Origin of the sequence: Corynebacterium dentalis, assembly GCF_900232865.1 — a bacterium.
Taxonomy (GTDB): domain Bacteria; phylum Actinomycetota; class Actinomycetes; order Mycobacteriales; family Mycobacteriaceae; genus Corynebacterium; species Corynebacterium dentalis.
On record NZ_OCTS01000002.1, the window covers coordinates 114814 to 128939 of the forward strand.

The window sequence follows — 14126 nt, forward strand, 5'->3', positions numbered from 1 at the left end:
CCCATGGCTGACGTGAACTTCGATCATGTGTACATCCAATACCCGGGAGCTGAACGCCCCACGGTGAAGGATCTTGATCTCCAGATTTCCGATGGAGAGTTTTTGGTGCTGGTCGGGCCATCTGGCTGCGGCAAGTCCACCACCCTGCGCGCGCTGGCGGGCCTGGAAGGAACGACTGGCGGGCGCATCACCATCGGCGGCAAGGACGTCACGGGCACTGAACCCAAGGAGCGCGATATCGCGATGGTTTTCCAGGATTACGCCCTCTACCCGCACATGACGGTAGAGGAGAACATGGGCTTCGCTCTCAAGGTAGCCAAGACTCCCAAAGAGGAGATCAGAAAGCGCGTGCGCGCAGCTGCCGAGACCCTGGGCCTGGAGGAGTTCCTGGCACGCAAGCCGAAGGATCTCTCCGGTGGTCAGCGTCAGCGCGTGGCTATGGGTCGCGCAATTGTGCGCGAGCCGCAGGTGTTCCTGATGGACGAGCCGCTGTCCAACCTGGATGCCAAACTCCGCGTGCAGACCCGCGCGCAGATCGTGAAGCTGCAGTCCTCCCTGGGTGTGACCACCGTGTACGTGACTCACGACCAGGTAGAGGCCATGACCATGGGCGATCGTGTGGCTGTGCTGAACTTTGGCGAACTGCAGCAGGTGGATAGCCCCAAGGAACTCTACGACCGTCCCGTGAATGCCTTCGTGGCCGGTTTCATCGGTTCCCCGTCGATGAACTTGGTGACCACCGATGGCCCGATTGCCGGGTGGAACTACACCGCACCCGCGGGTCATGAGAACAAGCCGTTGATCGTCGGCGTGCGTCCGGAGGGCCTGGAGGTTCGCCCCGAAGATCCCGACGAGGGAATCTCCGGCACCGTGGAGATGGTGGAGGAACTAGGCGCAGATTCATATGTATATGTGGATACCGAACATGGGCAGCTGATCGCCCGTGGTGGGGACTCTCGCCAGCTGCCGTCCGTGGGATCACGTGCTCAGGTTGTTATTCGTTCCGACGCCAAGGTGCATTACTTTGATGCAGAAACCGAGCTGAGAGTGGAAAACTAATCCCGCTCGGTTGCCCTGGGGGTACGGCTGCACCAGCAGTTATCTCGAATCTCTAGGGCAGAACCCGCGCAGCCATTATGATGAGCCGACAAAGAGTTTCCGTTTGGAAATCTTGACTGTTTCTCGAGGACGATAGAAAGGCTCACGATGGCTCTGCAACACAAGAAGCTGCTGGCTGTCTTGGCGGTATCGGGTTTGACGCTCGCTGCCTGCTCCGAGACCGAAGAGGGCGGCCAGGCCGCACAGAACACTGACGGCCGCGGCGAAATCACTTTCGCCATGGGCAAGAACGATACAGACAAGCTCCGCCCGATCATCGACAAGTGGAACGAAGAGCACCCAGACGAGAAGGTCAACCTGCAGGAGTTGGCTGGTGAGGCGGACGCTCAGCGTGACACCCTCGTGCAGTCCCTCCAGGCAGGATCTTCTGACATCGATGTCATGGCGCTCGACGTCGTCTGGACCGCTCAGTTCGCCGCCAACGGCTGGCTGACTCCTTTGACCGGCGACATGCAGGTGGACACTGAGGCGCTGCTGCCTGCCACCGTGAAGTCCGCGACCTACAATGACACCCTCTACGCGTTGCCGCAGAACACCAACGGCCAACTGCTCTACCGGAACACTGACATGGTCAAGGAAGAGCCACAGAAGTGGGATGACGTGGTTGAGGCCTGCAAGAAGGTGGAAAACCAGGACTGCCTGACCACCCAGCTCAAGCAGTACGAGGGCCTGACTGTGAACACCGCCGGCTTCATGGCTGGTTGGGGTGGAGGTCTGACCGACGACAAGCTGCAGCCAACCGTCACTTCCAAGGAGTCCCGCGAGGGTCTGCAGGCACTGGTGGACGCATACAAGGACGGCACCATCAGCTCTGCATCCACCGGCGCCAGCGAGGAAGAGACCAACCTCGCGTTCACCCAGGGTGATACCGCGATGGCCATCAACTGGCCATACATGTACGCCACTTCCGAGGAGGAGGGCTCCGCGGTCAAGGGCAAGGTCGAGGTCTCCCCACTGGTGGGCAAGGACGGCGTGGGCGTGTCCACCCTCGGCGGTTACAACAACGGCATCAACGTCAACTCTGAGCACAAGGCCACTGCCTTGGACTTCATGAAGTTCATCATCAATGAGGAAAACCAGCGTTCCTTCGCTGAGGCATCCTTCCCGCCGGTGCTGGCTCCCATCTACGATGAGGCCGCCATCCAGGAGCAGTTCCCGTACATGGAGGCGCTGAAGATCTCCCTGGAAAACGCGCGGCCTCGCCCGGCATCCCCTACCTACGATGCACTGTCGAAGGCTGTGCAGGACAACGCCTACGCCGCGCTGACTGCAGGTATGTCTGTGGACGATGCCACCACCGAAATGGAAAAGGCAATCCAGAACACGCAGGGTTAAATCCCCGCACGCCGCCTAGGCACTTTGCGCCCGGCATAAGTAATGCTGGACGCACCAACTAACGCCCGTGCTGTGACAACTTCGGAGCATCCCGCACAATGTGGGATGCTCTACTTAAGTTCACAGTGCTTTTGACGGACAGGAGACCGCGTGTCCACGCCCCTCACCTCAAGTGCGCCCCCGGCGCCGAAAAAGAAAAGAGATTGGCGCCCGCTGTGGCTCGTCGGACCCTCGATGGCCTTACTCGCAGTGGTGATCGGATATCCGGTTCTCCGTGCGATTTATCTGTCCTTCCTCGCAGATAAGCACATCAATCCAGAAACGGGACGCTTTGTCACCGGCGGATTCGCCGGCCTACAGCACTATCTGTACTGGCTATCCAACCGATGCATGAGCCCCTCCGGGCAAGTCATGGAGTGCGCCAACGGACAGCTGTCCACCGACTTCTGGCCGGCCCTGAAGATCACGCTGTTCTTCGTGGTGGTCACCGTCTCTCTGGAAACTCTCCTCGGGTTGTGGATGGCCCTGGTGATGAACCGCAGCTTCATCGGCCGCGGATTCTTGCGCGCAGCAGTGCTGGTCCCCTGGGCTATCCCCACCGCCGTGACCGCCAAGCTCTGGCAATTCATCTTCGCGGATAAGGGAATCGTCAACTCACTGTTGGGCACCACCGTGCACTGGACAACCGACCCATGGGCAGCCCGGTCCGCAGTGATCATCGCCGACGTGTGGAAGACCGCCCCATTCATGGCACTGCTGATTCTTGCTGGCCTGCAAATGGTTCCACAGGGAGTCTACGAAGCCGCCCGCGTGGACGGCGCATCCAAGTGGCAGCAGTTCACGCAGATCACCTTGCCGCTGATCAAGCCCGCACTGATGGTCGCGGTACTATTCCGCACCCTCGATGCCCTGCGCATGTACGACCTGCCGGTCATCATGATCAGTGAGGCCACCAGCTCCCCCACCGCTGTCATCTCCCAGCTGGTCATCGGAGCAACTCAACAGGGTAAGTACAACTCCGCCTCCGCAATGTCCACGCTGATCTTCCTGCTCATCTTCGCCATCGCCTTCATCATGGTGAAGTTCCTCGGCGCCGATGTCAGCGGTACCCAGAACTTGCCGAAGTCTAAGAATACACCGATTTGGCGTCGGACAAAGAAAAACACCACGGACGCGAACGCAAAGAACAGCGCGACCCACGGCGCCAAGAAAGGGGTCTAAACATGAAGACTTTCCGCAACTACCTCGGCGTGCTGTTGATCCTGGTGTGGGGCCTGGCACCGTTTTATTGGATGGTCATCACCGCACTGCGGGACAAGGCCTACACCTTCTCCACCAACCCCCTGCCCAGCCACCTGACGCTGGATAATTTCGCGGATGCGCTAGCCACGGACGCGGGCAACAACTTCCTGCGCGCGATCGGCAACTCGCTGCTGGTCAGCTTTGCCACCACTCTGATCGCCCTGGCCGTGGGCGTGTTTACGGCGTATGCGCTGGCTCGCGTGAACTTCCGCGGCAAGGGTGCGGTGACCGGCATCATCTTGGCGGCCTCTATGTTCCCGGGAATCGCGCTGGTCACCCCGCTATTCCAGCTGTTCCGCTCCATCGAGTGGATCGGCACGTACCAAGCGCTGATCATCCCGAACATCTCCTTTGTGCTGCCACTGACTGTTTACACTCTGACCAGTTTCTTCCGCGAGCTGCCGTGGAAGCTGGAAGAAGCCGCCCGCGTGGACGGGGCGTCTCGGTCCCTGGCTTTCCGCAAGGTCATCCTGCCGCTGGCTGCTCCCGCGCTGTTCACCACGGCCATCCTGGCGTTCATCGCAACATGGAACGAGTTCATGCTGGCCAAGCAGCTGTCCACCACTCGTACCGAGCCGGTGACGGTGGCCATCGCCCGCTTCTCCGGCACCAATTCCTTTGAATTCCCCTATGCGGCCACCATGGCCGCGGGCGCACTGGTGACCATCCCACTGGTGATCATGGTGCTGATCTTCCAGCGCCGTATCGTCTCTGGCCTGACCGCCGGTGGCGTGAAGTAAAGCTTGAGAAGTGAGAGGCCAGACCCGATGCACGAGGATCAGCAGCGCGGCGGAGCATCCGATATCAACGGCGGCTCCGCGGACGATCAACGTAAGAAGCTGATATGGGAATCACTATTGGGATTCCTGGGATTCTTCACCGTTCTGGCCCTGATTCAAGGCGTGTGGAATCTGTTCCAACCGGAGCCCAGCTTGGCCCCCTCAATCATGCTGGTCGTGCTGCTTGTCTTCCTATGGCTGGCATGGCGCGGATATAGCCGCTACCGCTAGCTGCAAAACTCCCCCACTAATTCCCCGCAAGTTTTAACTACACAGGCTGCATACAGGTTACGCTCCTTGTAGTTCGTTGTGTCTCTCCAATTATTAGTGATGGAAACCTTTATGAAAGCTAGTCGCGTCACGCAGTCGCTGCTGTTTAAGATCGTCATCGCGATCATCCTTGGCATCATTGTCAGCTTCTTCGCCCCCGAATGGCTGGGGCGGTTCTTTGCCACCGTCAATGGCCTGTTCGGCAACTTCCTGGGATTCTTCGTCCCCGTCCTGATCTTTGCTCTGATCACACCGGCCATCGCCAACTCAGGGCGTGGCGCAGGCAAGTGGCTCGCGCTGACTACCGCCATCGCCTACGGCTCCACCATCTTCTCCGGCCTGCTGGCGTTTGTGGCTTCCCAGACGCTGTACCCCTCCTTGCTGGATGGCCTCAGCGTGGACACTGTCGCGGATATCGAAGAGGGCCAGCTGGCTTCCTACTTCACCGTGGAGATGGATCCACCGTTCGCCGTGATGACGGCCCTGTTGCTGGCTTTCAGCATGGGGCTGGCCATGACCGCCGTACCTTCGGAGATCCTGCGACGCGGCAGCAATCAGCTGCGCGACGTGGTTATGAAGATCATCGAATCCTTCATCATCCCGCTGCTGCCGATCTACATTTTCGGCGTATTCCTCACCATGGGAATGAACGGAAACCTCACCCACACCATCAGCATGCTGCTGATCGTGCTGGTAGTTGCCGTGGTGGGCACCCTGGTTCTGCTGGTCATCCAATTTGCCCTCGCTGGTGCGATTGCGGGCAAGAACCCGTTGACCGCGTTCAAGAACATGCTCCCTGCGTACGCCACTGCTCTGGGCACCTCGTCCTCAGCTGCGACCATCCCAGTGACGTACAAGTGCGCGCAGAAGAACGGAGTTTCCGAATCCGTCGCCGGTTTCGTCGTTCCGCTGTGCGCCACCATCCACCTCGCGGGTTCCACCATGAAGATCACGCTGTTCGCCTTCGCCGTGCTGTTCATCTCCGGCGATACGGTCAGCTTCGGTCAGGCGCTGGGCTTCGTGATGATGCTGGGTGTCACCATGATTGCGGCCCCAGGCGTGCCAGGCGGAGCCATCATGGCTGCAGTTGGCCTGCTGTCCTCCATGCTGGGCTTCACCGATGAGCAGGTGGCCCTGATGATCGCCGCCTACATCGCCATCGATTCCTTCGGTACCGCAGCAAACGTCACCGGCGATGGCGCCATCGCCCTGATCGTGAACCGTTTCACCAAGGGCAAGCTGGACCGGGAAGAGCCCGAAGAATTGAGCGACTACGAACTCCTGGCTCGCTAACCTCAAGATTTAAGACCACGGAGAGTCCACAGCACGTACGCGACGAATTCGCGAACGTAAGCGGCGGGACATGCCACCGGCGGTGTATACGCACCGAACACGGAAAAGCGCACGTTACCGCCGTTTTCTCTATCTAGGCCTGCCACCACATCGGTGGTCATCTCTGTGCGCTGCACGTGAAAGTCACTGGTGACCACGGCCACTTCTCGGATAGCCAGGCCGTGCTCACGCAGAATCTCTAGGCTGTGTCGCAAGTTCTCGCGCGTGTTGGTGGCTCGATCCTCCACCAACACTTGGTTGCGGTGTCGCCGTAGATGCCCGCCGTGAGTGGAGTGCAGGTAATCGGCCATTGCCTGGCCTTCAGACGTGAGCTCGTCAGCTCCCTGCCCACCGGAAACCACCACGGGCACATCTGGGGAGGACAGCTGAATGGCACGGTCTAGGCGTCGACACAACATGGGGCCTGGCCACCGACCCACCAGGCCACAGCCCAGCACCACCACCGCATCGACCGGGCGGCTGGGAAGCGCAGTGCGGCTCGCCGAAATCCGACGCACAAAGATCACACTCCACGCGGCCACCGCCAGCCAGGCGCACAGCGCAAGTAGCACCGCAGAGCGCCACAACCAACCGGGAACCCACACGGCCACGCACAGTCCCAGCACCAGTGAAGCGAAATCCGCAGCGGCCACCACCGTCAACAAGTGCACCCACCCGCGCCGATCCCCCGAGCGCACCAATGGCGCCGATACTGCGGCACCTGCGATCAACGGCAGCAGATGGGCGCCGTAGGCCACCTCAAACGCCGCGCTGAGCAGTTCAGAATGCGCCGAGCTAACCAGCAGCCACAGAGCCACCCATCCCAGCTCGGCGCCAGCTAGAGCCACCACGCCCACCCATGCAGAGCGCTTGAATCGGTTTAGCGCCACACTCAGCGGGCCGCTGCCCGGAGACTGCGGAACAGGAATTACTCCCCGCCCATCAGCTTGTACTTCAGCGCCCGATCCTTCTCAAAGACCTGATCTCGCATGGCCTCTTGGTAGCGCACCATCTGCTCCATCAGCTGCTCGCTACCCACGGCGAGGGTCCGCACGGCCAGCAAACCGGCGTTCTTCGCACCGTCGATGGACACCGTGGCCGTGGGCACGCCCGCTGGCATCTGCACGATAGACAGCAGAGAATCCAAGCCGTCCAGGTTGCCCAGCGCCCGTGGAATGCCAATGACCGGCAGCGGAGTGGCCGCGGCGATCATACCCGGCAAGTGAGCAGCGCCACCAGCACACGCGATGATGACCTTGATGCCGCTGGTGTGCGCGTTGCGCGCATAGTCCAGCATCCGCTCCGGGGTGCGGTGTGCGGATACCACGCCAATCTCCATGGGGATGCCGAACTCCGCGAGTACTTCGGCGGCTGGCTGGACCGTTGGCCAGTCCGAATCCGATCCCATCACGATGCCCACCAAAGGCTGTGGAGTGTTCTGCGTGTTTTCCGGGGAGGTCATGGGAGTGCCTTTACTTCTTCTCGTTACTGATGCAAACGGGTGGCTTAACGCTTTCCCACTTTAGCCCGTGTAGCCATCCGTCCACTGCGCCGTGACCAGATAGTTTGCGGCTTCACGCGCTGCGGTTCGCAGTTCATCGACGCTCTGGCCTTCCGTGCGCACCATATTCACGTGGCCCATCTTGCGGCGCGGTCGCCATTCCTTGCCGTACATGTGGATCTTGGCGTTCGGGTATCGACGCCACACTTCATCCATCCTGCGGTGCATCGCCATGTTTGGGTCATTGTCTGCTCCGAGCACGTTGGCCATGACTGTCGTGGGGCCGATCGGAGAGGTATCGCCCAGCGGACGGTCCAGCACGGCCCGCAGGTGTTGTTCGAACTGGCTGGTCACGCAGCCATCTTGAGTCCAGTGGCCGGTGTTGTGTGGGCGCATGGCGAGTTCGTTGACGATGATCTCTGGCTGGCCTGCTTCGTCCACGGTCTCGAAGAGTTCCACGGCGAGAACTCCCGTGACCTCGAGTTCAGAAACCACAACGCGGGCGAGTTCCTCGGCGGCGGTGAGGATAGATGCGCTGGTATCCGGTGCGGGTGCAACTGCCTCCACACAGATGCCGTCTTCTTGGACGGATTCCACCACGGGCCAGGTGCGGACTTCGCCTGAGGGAGTCCGGGCCACCATCGCGGAGAGCTCGCGCACCAGCTGCACCTTCTTCTCCGCCATCAGTGGCAGTCCTTGCTCCAGCAGATCCGCTACCAGTTCGGCAGCGTCGTCTGCGGTAGCTGGGAACCACACGCCCTTGCCGTCATAACCGCCGCGGCGCGTCTTCAGGCAGACGTTTCCGCCAGTGATGTCAAAGAACTCGCGGATCTCATCCACCGAGGTAATTTCCATGAACGGTGGAACTGGGGCACCGATTTCCCGCATGCGCTTGCGCATGACCAGCTTGTCCTGGGCATTAACCAGAGCCTTGGGCTGGGGTTGCACATTAATTCCCTCAGCGATGAGGGCTTCTAGGAACTCGTTGGGGACGTGCTCGTGATCAAACGTCACGGCGTCGGATCCGCGAGAAACCTCTTCCACATGGTCGCGGTTGGTGTAATCCCCCAGCACCACGTCCGGCGTGACCTGCGCGGTAGAGGAATCGGCAGCACCCGCGAGCACGCGCGTGGTCAGGCCCAGCTCGATTCCCGCTTGGTGCATCATCCTGGCCAGCTGGCCATCGCCGATGATGGTCACCAATGGTGCACCCAGCGCGTGGGCAGAGGCGCGGGACAGGCTCCAATCGGCGACAGTTTCCGCGAGTTGGGCCGCAGGGGTCTGGTTCGTTGGGTTGTTATCTGCAGAAGAGCTCGTCTGTTGTGGCACGGCTATTAACTATAGTGGCCGGATCTCGCTCTTTAGAAGGCGCACGAACTTCTTGGCCTTGGGCACGTTGTGCAGCACCACGGGCATACGAGCTCCCATGGTGTACAGCGCAACGTCGGACCCGCGGTGACGGGCATCAACAATGTGAGCCAAAGGGATCTGAGCGATCTCGCTGCGCCAATGCCCGGTGGCGGTGATGAGCCTTTCGTCGGTAAGCATCATGCGCGAGCGAGAGCGGAACACCAGGTGACGGATGCAGCGGGTCCAGGAGAGCACCACCCATGCCAGCAGGACGGCGCGGCGCAACCAGAGCAACACCATCAGCGTTTGGTCTTCTGGGAGCATTGCCACGATCTGGCTCGGCGGGCTGTACACCGCACCAAAGGTGGAGCGGGCGACGGAATCGAAGTGGGCATCGATCAATCCGACGAGCAACCACGCCAGACCAGTAATGATGATGAGTTCCAGCACGGGGAAGATCACAGAGCGACGCTGTGGGCTTAAGTCCGCCAGCAGGTGTTCCTGCGGGTCAATGGTTAATTTAGTCACGGCCTGCCTCCCCCTGTGTTTCATTCGTGTTTGCAGAGTTTTCTGGTGAATTAGCGTAGTGGTTGTCGCTTGTTGCTCCGCCCGGGCGCAGGTGCACCACGTCTCCCGCAGACACGCTGGTGCGTGAACCGCCGGTGTCCACGATCAGCTGGCCGTCCTCGGCAATATCCACGGCGGTACCTTCCATCACGCTATCGCCGGGAAGCATCACCTTCACCGTGGTTCCTAGCGTGGTGGAGAGCTTTTTGTACCGCGAAAGGAACGTCTGGGGTGCCCCACCCATGGTGCGAAAACGCTCCATGTCCTCTTGCAGGCGCAGCAAGATCGCCACGATGATGTCCTCGCGGGAGGCCAACTCGGGCGCTGGCTCTTCAGAGTTAACCCCTGCCGCCTGCGACCTCGTCGTCTCGAGCGCTACAGACGTGGCGTGCGGCACGGGTAGCTCACTGGTTGTCAGGTCATAGTTCACGCCGAAGCCCACCACCACGCGCGACACATCGCCCACGTGCGGAGCTTCCACCAGAATCCCCACCAGCTTGCGCGCGTCCACCAGCACATCATTCGGCCACTTCAATATGGCCTCCACGCCAGCAGACTTCCGCAAGCCCTCGGCAATGGACACCCCTGCAAGCAAGGAAACCAAACCCAAGCGATTCGAAGGAACACCCGGGAGCAAGAAGGATGCAGACACGATGACCTGGCTGAAAGCCGGTGCGCTCCACGCTCGGTTGAGGCGGCCGCGGCCCTGCGATTGCTCTTCGGCAATCAGCACGGTCCCGTTGGGCGTCTCAGTGCGGTTGCAGAGATCCGAGTTCGTCGAGCCCGTGACTCGCACCACGTCTACGTCTGCGTACCCCAACGTCCGCAGGCGCGCAGTCAACCTCGCAGCATCCAGCGGCGCGCGGGCAGGGGTGGCCGCCGCGCTCTCCGGGGTGTACTGTCCGTTGCTCATGGTGGTTCAGCTTAGCGTGCGTGCGGGACAGCTCCTATTACTCGCGCAATGCGCCCCTTTATTGTTGTGTGCCAAAAATTAGTCCGTAAACTATGGCGCATGACTGCTACCACGGATACATCGACAACCGCTGGGAAGATCGGGGATCTCCAGCAGCGCCTCGCTGAGACCCGCACCCCGGGGGGCGAGGATGCGGTGCGCGCCACGCACGATGCGGGCCGCCTCACCGCGCGTGAGCGCGTGGAGTCTTTGCTCGATGAAGGTAGTTTCGTGGAGATCGACGCCCTGGCTCGCCACCGCTCCACGGCGTTTAAGTTGGATAAGTCTCGCCCGGTCACTGATGGTGTGGTCTCCGGTCACGGCACCATCGATGGTCGCCCTGTGTGCGTGTTTTCGCAGGATTCCAGCATCTTCGACGGTCAGCTGGGCGAGGTCACCGGCGAGAAGATCGTCAAGGTTGTGGAGCTGGCCGTGAAGTCCGGTACTCCCCTGATCGGTTTCTACGATGGCCTCGGCGCACGCGCCAAGGAGGGCATCGTGACGCTGGAGATGTACTCCAAGATCTACCGTCTGCAGGCGCTGGCCTCCGGTGTGATCCCGCAGATTGCCATCGTCGCCGGCGAGGTTGCCGGTTCTCAGGCCCACGGTGTGGCGCTGTCTGATGTGGTCATCGAGGTCGCTGGCCAGGGCAGCGTGCGTTTGAACCTGCAGGATTCCTCCAGCTCTGTGTCTGATGCCGAGGAGGGTCTGACACATCTGACCGCCCGCGATGAGCACGCGGCACTGGATCTGGCTGCGGACATGCTGAGCTACCTGCCGTCCAACAACCGCGCTGTGACTCCGTCGGCGGATGCCAAGCCGGCCGGCGATTCCATCGCGCTGGATTCCGCGATCCCCGATGCTGACGGCGCCGAGTTCAACATGGTGGACATCATCTCCGGCGTGGTCGACGATTCCTCCCTGCTGGAGTTGCAGCCCGTCTTCGCCCGTAATGCGCTGACCGCCGTGGCCCGGATCAACGGCAACGCGGTGGGTATCGTGGCCAACCAGCCGACTCAGAATGATGCCTGGTTGGATACTGATTCCGCGGAGAAGATTGCTCGTTTCATTCGTTTCTGCAACACCTTCAATCTTCCTTTGGTGACGTTCGTGGATGCTCCCGGTTTTATTTCCGACGCCACCTCCCTCGGCGCCGCTCGCCGCACCGCGAAGCTCCTGTCTGCGTCCGCGGACGCGTCGGTGGGCAAGATCACGGTGATCGTTCGTCGCGCGTTTGGCTCCGCATACTTGGCCATGGGCGCCAAGCGGATGGGCACGGACCTGGTCTTCGCCTGGCCTACCGCCCAGATCTCCACCGACGACGCTGAGGCTCTATCCGAGGTCACCGGCGAAGATGCCCAAAAGATGGAGCAGAAGCTGGTCAATCCTTATGCCGCCGCAGAGCGCGGTTTGGTGGACGCAGTGATCAGCCCTTCCGCCACGCGCCAGCAGCTCATCGATGGATTGCGTCTGCTCGAGCGCAAGGTGGAGGACGGATACCACCGCAAGCACAACAACATGCCGCTGTAAGAGAAGTTAGGGATCACTAGATATGTCACATACTCCTCCCACCAGCGCCACCTCTCCCGCGGAGGCACCAGAAGATAACGTCTCCTCTCCTGCCACCAATGTGGAGATCATCAAGGGCAACGTGACGGACACGCAACGCGCAGCCTTGGAGCAGGTCGTGAACTCCGTTGCCGAGGCCGTGGAGCGCGAGAAAAACGTCAAGCCCAATCCGCGCGGGCACTACGGGACGCCCCTGCGCCAGCGCGCCACCAACACAGCGAATCCCACCGGATTTCGCACTGCGCCGCTGCCGTGAGCGCGCCCCACACGGGCCGGATTGTCCTGGCCTCCACGTCTCCGTCACGCCTGAGCATTCTTCGCTCAGCGGGGATCGAGCCGATTGTGGAACCCTCCGACGTGGACGAGGACGCCGCAGCCGCCGAGCTGACGGAACCGTCCCCGGAGGAATTCGTCCAACACTTGGCTCAAGCCAAGGCGCGGGCGGTGAGTTGGCGTCGAGAAAAAGAAAACACCGCAACCGCAAGTGACGTAATCATTGGCGGGGACAGCATGCTGCTGCTCGACGGCGAGCTTCAAGGCAAGCCGTACACCGTCGAGGAAACGGTGCACAGGTGGCAGGCACAGCGGGGCAAGGTCGCGCACCTAGTCACGGGGCATTGCGTGATGTATCGGGGCGAGGTGGTCACGGAAGCTGCCACCACCGCCGTGCATTTCGGCGATGTATCCGACGCCGACATCCGCGCCTACGCGGAAACCAACGAACCGCTTTTGTGCGCTGGGGCATTCACCTTGGAGGCGATGGGCGGCTGGTTCATCGACAAGATCGAGGGGGATCCCTCTTCGGTGATCGGGCTCTCGCTACCCGTGGTGCGCAGGTCCATGGAGCACTTCGGCCTGCGCGTCAGCGATTTCTGGAACCTCTAGCGCTGATCCATCGGCACCACGTGGCGCTGCTCCGGACCGTTGTACTCGGACAGCGGGCGAATCAGCGAGTTGTTCTCATACTGCTCCACGATGTGCGCCGTCCAACCGGCCACGCGGGCGATGACGAACAGCGGAGTGAAGAAGTCCACGGGGAATCCCAGCAGGTAGTAGGCCGGACCGGCAGGGAAATCGAGATTCGGCTGGATACCGTTGCGGGCATCCATCGCGCCCTGCATGTTCTCATACATTGCTACCCACTTGGCACCGTCATGCCGCTCGGCAAGAGCGCGGAAGGAACGCTCCATGGACGGCACGCGGCTATCGCCTTTCTTGTACACGCGGTGGCCAAAGCCCATGATGAGCTTCTTGTTGTCCAAGGCATCGTTGACCCACGCTTCCGCTTGATTGGGATCATCGATTTCCAACATGGTGTGCATGACGAATTCGTTGGCACCGCCGTGCAGGGGTCCCTTGAGCGCGCCGATAGCACCGGTGATGGCGGAGTAGACGTCCGAGCGTGTGGACGTGATCACGCGGCTGGTGAACGTAGAGGCGTTGAAGGAGTGCTCCGCGTAGAGGATGAGAGACTTCTCGAAGTCCCGGACGTCCTCTGGGTTCGAGGCGGGCGAATCCTCCTCGTTGCCAAAAACCATGGACAGCAGGTTCTCCGCTACGCCCTTATTCGGATCAGGGGCCACGATGTCCTTGCCCTGGCGCCTGCGGATGTCCATGGCCATCGCCATGGGCAGCTGCGCCAGCAGATTGTGGCCTACGTGGGTGATGTGCTCCTTATCCGGTGTGAAGTGCTCCGGATCCTTAGTGCCCATGTAGGACACGGCCGTGCGCATCACGTCCATGGGATGGCAGTCCGTGGGCAGCGAGTGGATCAGGGAGATCAGGCCTGGATCCAACTTGCGGTAAGAACGGCCGCGCTTGTTGAACTTCGTGAGCTGGTCTTGAGTGGGCAGCTCGCCGTTCCACAGTAGGTAGAAGACTTCCTCAAAACTGCAGTTTTCCACAAGATCCTGCACCGCGTATCCGCGGTAGGTCAGGGAATTGGTTTCTGGCATGACCTTGGACACGGAAGTGTAATCCGCGATGACTCCATACAGGCCCTTACGGACTTCGGATGCTGGTGTGGTGGTGCTCATGGTTGTTCTCCTTG

At 61.0% G+C, this 14126-nt stretch carries 15 protein-coding genes; 9 read left to right on the forward strand and 6 right to left on the reverse strand.

Going from position 1 to position 14126, the window contains the following annotated elements; all coding sequences use genetic code 11:
• The first annotated feature begins 3 nt into the window (after window positions 1–3).
• From CS919_RS02125 to CS919_RS02150, 6 genes are all read left to right on the forward strand, one after another.
• Window positions 4–1059 carry an ABC transporter ATP-binding protein gene (locus tag CS919_RS02125; RefSeq protein ID WP_099297797.1) on the forward strand — a complete coding sequence of 352 codons (1056 nt, stop codon included), beginning with the start codon at window positions 4–6 and terminating at the stop codon, window positions 1057–1059.
• 147 nt (window positions 1060–1206) lie between these two features.
• Window positions 1207–2454 carry an ABC transporter substrate-binding protein gene (locus tag CS919_RS02130; RefSeq protein WP_099297799.1) on the forward strand — a complete coding sequence of 416 codons (1248 nt, stop codon included), beginning with the start codon at window positions 1207–1209 and terminating at the stop codon, window positions 2452–2454.
• A gap of 234 nt (window positions 2455–2688) precedes the next feature.
• Window positions 2689–3675, forward strand: coding sequence for a carbohydrate ABC transporter permease (locus CS919_RS02135; protein ID WP_099297801.1), 987 nt, complete (start codon window positions 2689–2691; stop codon window positions 3673–3675).
• 2 nt (window positions 3676–3677) lie between these two features.
• On the forward strand, window positions 3678–4496 hold the full coding sequence (locus CS919_RS02140) for a carbohydrate ABC transporter permease (protein WP_099297803.1): 819 nt from the start codon (window positions 3678–3680) through the stop codon (window positions 4494–4496).
• Between the two features lie 27 nt (window positions 4497–4523).
• Window positions 4524–4766 (forward strand): hypothetical protein, encoded by a 243-nt coding sequence (locus CS919_RS02145; protein ID WP_099297805.1) that lies wholly within the window; start codon window positions 4524–4526, stop codon window positions 4764–4766.
• A 111-nt stretch (window positions 4767–4877) separates the two neighbouring features.
• Window positions 4878–6098 carry a dicarboxylate/amino acid:cation symporter gene (locus CS919_RS02150; RefSeq protein WP_099297807.1) on the forward strand — a complete coding sequence of 407 codons (1221 nt, stop codon included), beginning with the start codon at window positions 4878–4880 and terminating at the stop codon, window positions 6096–6098.
• A gap of 2 nt (window positions 6099–6100) precedes the next feature.
• Here the strand turns inward: CS919_RS02150 and CS919_RS02155 are convergent, their stop codons facing one another.
• The 5 genes from CS919_RS02155 to CS919_RS02175 form a co-directional block, all read right to left on the reverse strand.
• Window positions 6101–7027 carry a YdcF family protein gene (locus tag CS919_RS02155; RefSeq protein WP_159460943.1) on the reverse strand — a complete coding sequence of 309 codons (927 nt, stop codon included), beginning with the start codon at window positions 7025–7027 and terminating at the stop codon, window positions 6101–6103.
• A 38-nt stretch (window positions 7028–7065) separates the two neighbouring features.
• Window positions 7066–7599: a 5-(carboxyamino)imidazole ribonucleotide mutase gene (purE, locus tag CS919_RS02160; protein ID WP_099297811.1), complete on the reverse strand. Its 534-nt coding sequence runs from the start codon at window positions 7597–7599 to the stop codon at window positions 7066–7068.
• 60 nt (window positions 7600–7659) lie between these two features.
• The gene (locus CS919_RS02165) at window positions 7660–8877 is read right to left on the reverse strand and encodes a 5-(carboxyamino)imidazole ribonucleotide synthase (protein ID WP_099298031.1); all 1218 of its coding nucleotides are present in this window, start codon (window positions 8875–8877) and stop codon (window positions 7660–7662) included.
• 99 nt (window positions 8878–8976) lie between these two features.
• The gene (locus tag CS919_RS02170) at window positions 8977–9516 is read right to left on the reverse strand and encodes a hypothetical protein (protein ID WP_099297813.1); all 540 of its coding nucleotides are present in this window, start codon (window positions 9514–9516) and stop codon (window positions 8977–8979) included.
• On the reverse strand, window positions 9509–10468 hold the full coding sequence (locus CS919_RS02175; RefSeq protein WP_099297815.1) for a biotin--[acetyl-CoA-carboxylase] ligase: 960 nt from the start codon (window positions 10466–10468) through the stop codon (window positions 9509–9511). Before CS919_RS02175 ends, CS919_RS02170 begins: the two co-directional genes overlap by 8 nt.
• Before the next feature lie 99 nt (window positions 10469–10567).
• On the opposite strand from CS919_RS02175, the gene CS919_RS02180 reads away from it, so the two are divergent.
• Genes CS919_RS02180 through CS919_RS02190 form a run of 3 tightly spaced genes read left to right on the forward strand, consistent with a single transcriptional unit; the run spans window position 10568 to window position 12961 of the window.
• The gene (locus tag CS919_RS02180) at window positions 10568–12037 is read left to right on the forward strand and encodes an acyl-CoA carboxylase subunit beta (RefSeq protein ID WP_099297817.1); all 1470 of its coding nucleotides are present in this window, start codon (window positions 10568–10570) and stop codon (window positions 12035–12037) included.
• Window positions 12038–12059: 22 nt separating this feature from the next.
• A complete protein-coding gene (locus CS919_RS02185) occupies window positions 12060–12332 on the forward strand; it encodes a hypothetical protein (RefSeq protein ID WP_099297819.1) in 273 nt (90 codons plus the stop codon).
• The gene (locus CS919_RS02190; RefSeq protein ID WP_099297821.1) at window positions 12329–12961 is read left to right on the forward strand and encodes a Maf family protein; all 633 of its coding nucleotides are present in this window, start codon (window positions 12329–12331) and stop codon (window positions 12959–12961) included. The genes CS919_RS02185 and CS919_RS02190 overlap by 4 nt, the downstream gene beginning before the upstream one ends.
• Here CS919_RS02190 and CS919_RS02195 read toward each other — a convergent pair.
• Window positions 12958–14112 carry a bifunctional 2-methylcitrate synthase/citrate synthase gene (locus CS919_RS02195; RefSeq protein WP_099297823.1) on the reverse strand — a complete coding sequence of 385 codons (1155 nt, stop codon included), beginning with the start codon at window positions 14110–14112 and terminating at the stop codon, window positions 12958–12960. The two genes, CS919_RS02190 and CS919_RS02195, sit on opposite strands and share 4 nt — an antisense overlap.
• Window positions 14113–14126: the final 14 nt, after the last annotated feature.

Excerpts from the sequence above, each read along its gene's own strand:
- CS919_RS02125 (WP_099297797.1), top strand. The coding sequence starts at position 4 with ATGGCTGACGTGAACTTCGATCATGTGTACATCCAATACCCGGGAGCT.
- CS919_RS02130 (WP_099297799.1), top strand. The coding sequence starts at position 1,207 with ATGGCTCTGCAACACAAGAAGCTGCTGGCTGTCTTGGCGGTATCGGGT.
- CS919_RS02135 (WP_099297801.1), top strand. The coding sequence starts at position 2,689 with ATGGCCTTACTCGCAGTGGTGATCGGATATCCGGTTCTCCGTGCGATT.
- CS919_RS02140 (WP_099297803.1), top strand. The coding sequence starts at position 3,678 with ATGAAGACTTTCCGCAACTACCTCGGCGTGCTGTTGATCCTGGTGTGG.
- CS919_RS02145 (WP_099297805.1), top strand. The coding sequence starts at position 4,524 with ATGCACGAGGATCAGCAGCGCGGCGGAGCATCCGATATCAACGGCGGC.
- CS919_RS02150 (WP_099297807.1), top strand. The coding sequence starts at position 4,878 with ATGAAAGCTAGTCGCGTCACGCAGTCGCTGCTGTTTAAGATCGTCATC.
- purE (WP_099297811.1), bottom strand. The coding sequence starts at position 7,599 with ATGACCTCCCCGGAAAACACGCAGAACACTCCACAGCCTTTGGTGGGC.
- CS919_RS02175 (WP_099297815.1), bottom strand. The coding sequence starts at position 10,468 with ATGAGCAACGGACAGTACACCCCGGAGAGCGCGGCGGCCACCCCTGCC.
- CS919_RS02180 (WP_099297817.1), top strand. The coding sequence starts at position 10,568 with ATGACTGCTACCACGGATACATCGACAACCGCTGGGAAGATCGGGGAT.
- CS919_RS02185 (WP_099297819.1), top strand. The coding sequence starts at position 12,060 with ATGTCACATACTCCTCCCACCAGCGCCACCTCTCCCGCGGAGGCACCA.
- CS919_RS02195 (WP_099297823.1), bottom strand. The coding sequence starts at position 14,112 with ATGAGCACCACCACACCAGCATCCGAAGTCCGTAAGGGCCTGTATGGA.